At 72.7% G+C, this 2,571-nt stretch carries 3 protein-coding genes; 2 read left to right on the top strand and 1 reads right to left on the bottom strand.

Annotation, left to right across the window (positions count from 1 at the left end; genetic code table 11):
- Together EHS43_RS42205 and EHS43_RS42200 are read left to right on the top strand one after the other, a co-directional pair.
- Positions 1-983: ABC transporter permease (locus EHS43_RS42205; protein WP_369009079.1), on the top strand; the 983-nt coding region annotated here is incomplete at its 5' end.
- 32 nt (positions 984-1,015) lie between these two features.
- Positions 1,016-1,276: a hypothetical protein gene (locus tag EHS43_RS42200; RefSeq protein WP_125195767.1), complete on the top strand. Its 261-nt coding sequence runs from the start codon at positions 1,016-1,018 to the stop codon at positions 1,274-1,276.
- Here the strand turns inward: EHS43_RS42200 and EHS43_RS42195 are convergent.
- Complete coding sequence (locus tag EHS43_RS42195; protein ID WP_125195766.1) at positions 1,273-2,478, bottom strand: cytochrome P450; 1,206 nt, start codon at positions 2,476-2,478, stop codon at positions 1,273-1,275. The two genes, EHS43_RS42200 and EHS43_RS42195, sit on opposite strands and share 4 nt — an antisense overlap.
- Between the last annotated feature and the right edge of the window lie 93 nt (positions 2,479-2,571).

Raw genomic sequence — 2,571 nt, 5'->3', positions numbered from 1 at the left:
GGGCGGCCTTCGTGCTGCGGGCGGCGGGGGACTCGGGATCCACCGACGGTTCGTCGGCGCTGACCTGGCTGTCGCCGCTCGGCTGGCTGTCTCAGCTGCGCGCCTTCGCCGGTGAGCGCTGGTGGGTACTGCTGCTCTTCGCGGCGGCGATCGCGGTCCAGGGCGCGCTGGCCTACGCGCTCGCGGGCCGCAGGGACGTGGGCATGAGCTTCATGCCCACGCGCCCGGGACCCGCCTCCGGCCACCTGGGCACGGTCGGCGCGCTGGCCTGGCGGCTCCAGCGCGGCAGCGTGCTCGGCTGGTCGATCGGCTTCTTCCTCGCCGGGGTCGTCTACGGCGGTCTGACCGACGGCGTGGCCGACCTGGTCGGTGACAACGCGAAGGCCCGCGAGATCTTCGAGCGGATGGGCGGACAGTCCGGGATCACGGACGCCTTCCTCGCCTCGATGACCGGGATGCTGGGGCTGGTGGCCACGCTGTACGTCGTCGCGTCGGTGCTGCGGCTGCACGGCGAGGAGACCTCCATGCGGGCCGAACCGCTGCTGGCGAACGCGGTGGGCCGCCTGCGGTGGGCCTCGGGCCACCTGGTCGTCGCGTTCGGCGGCTCGGCACTCGTCATGCTGCTCGCGGGCCTCGGCTTCGCCGTGGGCTACGGCAAGGAGGTCGGCCCCGTCCTGGGCGCGTGCCTGGTGCAGGTGGCGGGGGTGTGGGTGATCGGGGGCCTCACGGTTCTGCTGTACGGCCTGGCCCCGCGCCTCGCTCCCCTGGCCTGGGGAGTGGCCGGGGCGGTGCTGCTGATCGGCTGGGTCGGCCCGGCCCTCGACATCCCGCAGAGCGTCCTTGACCTCTCCCCCTTCGGCCACCTGCCGAAACTGCCGGGGGCGCCGATGCGGTGGACGCCGGTGCTGGCCCTGACCGCACTGGCGGCGGCCTTCGTGACCGCCGGGCTGGCGGGTCTGCGGCGGCGGGACATGACCACGTGAACCACCGAGGGGCGCGAGGCGTCCCTCGGGGCATGAGGAGATCCGGCACGGACCCGATGACCTGCGGCGGCTGTGGCCTGTCGGCGCTGGGCGCGACGGCGGCCCCGCTGCTGTGGCTGTCCATGCCCCGCACCCGGCGCCACCTGGGCGGTGGCTTCGAGAACGAGGGCATGGACCTCACGGTCCTGCTCACCGAGCTGCCGCTCGTGACCCTGGGCGGAGCCTTCCTGCCCCTCCTCGCGCTCACCCTGCTGACGCGGCTGCGGGACCGGGACCGGCGGCGGCAGCCTTAGCCGAGGTGGACGGGCAAGCCCTCCAGTCCCCGGATCACGAAGTTCGGCTTGCGCCGGGGCTCCGCCGCCGGGGTCAGCGTCGGTGCCCTCTCCAGCAGGGCCGTCATGGAGGCGGCCAGTTCGATCCGGGCCAGGGGCGCGCCGATGCAGTAGTGGATGCCGGCGCTGAAGGAGATGTGCGGGTTGTCCGCGCGGGCCAGATCCAGGCGCTCGGGGTCCCGGAACACCTCGGGGTCGTGGTTGGCGGAGCCGAAGAGGAGGGCGATCTCGGCACCCCGGGGGACGGTCGTCCCGTCGATCTCGATGTCGTCCAGGACCCAGCGTTCGAAGAGCTGGAGCGGGGTGTCGTAGCGCATGAGCTCCTCGACGGCCCGGGGGACCAGGGAGTGGTCGGCACGGAGTCCGCGCAGCTCACCGGGGTTGCGGAACAGCGCCCACCAGCCGTTGACCGTGGCGTTCACGGTGGCCTCGTGGCCCGCGTTCAGCAGCAGGACGCAGGTGGAGATCATCTCCTGCTCGGTGAGCCGGTCGCCCTCGTCGTGGGCGGCGATGAGGCCCGAGATCAGGTCGTCGCCGGGGTGCTTGCGGCGCTCGGCGATCAGGTCGCGGAGGTAGTCGGAGAACTCCACCGACGCCCGCACCGCCTTCGCCGCGACCTCCTCGGGCGGGTTGAGCTCGTACATCCCGCAGATGTCGGCCGACCAGGGCCGCAGCGGTGCCCGGTCCGCCTCCGGGATGCCCAGCATCTCGGCGATCACGGCGACCGGGAGGGGCTCGGCGACATCGGTGAGCAGATCGCCGCCGCCCTGCGCGACGAGCCGGTCCACCAGCTCACCGGCCAGCCTGGTCACGTACGGCCTCAGCTGCTCGACCGTGCGCGGCGTGAACGCCTTCGACACCAGACGCCGGATCCGGGTGTGGTCCGGCGGCTCCAGGTCGAGCATCCCGTGGTCGTTGAGCGTGTGGAACGGCTCGTGTTCCACCGGCGGTGCCGTCCGCCCGAAGTCCTCGTGGGTGAACCGGTGCTGGTAGGTCCGCCCGAGCCTGCGGTCCCTCAGCAGCGCGGACACGTCCGCGTGGTGCGGGACGAGCCACTGGTTCGTCGGCTCGAAGTACTGCACACGGCCCTTGGCACGCAGCTCGGCGTAGGCGGGGTACGGGTCGGCGAGAAACGCCGGGTCCCAGGGATCGAAGGCTGCCATGCGGGGACGCTAGCCGCTGATGCGGGCTCCTGACCAGGGGTGTTCTTTCAGGTGGTCGATGAGGGCCGTGAAGGCGGGGGCGGGGAAGGTGAG

The sequence above is a fragment of the Streptomyces sp. RP5T genome (assembly GCF_003933965.1).
Classification (GTDB): Bacteria; Actinomycetota; Actinomycetes; order Streptomycetales; family Streptomycetaceae; genus Streptomyces.
This window is presented reverse-complemented; position numbering and strand designations above follow the sequence as displayed.

Bases quoted from the DNA above. Each gene is read 5' to 3' on its own strand.
- EHS43_RS42200 (WP_125195767.1), top strand. From the start codon at position 1,016: ATGAGGAGATCCGGCACGGACCCGATGACCTGCGGCGGCTGTGGCCTG.
- EHS43_RS42195 (WP_125195766.1), bottom strand. From the start codon at position 2,478: ATGGCAGCCTTCGATCCCTGGGACCCGGCGTTTCTCGCCGACCCGTAC.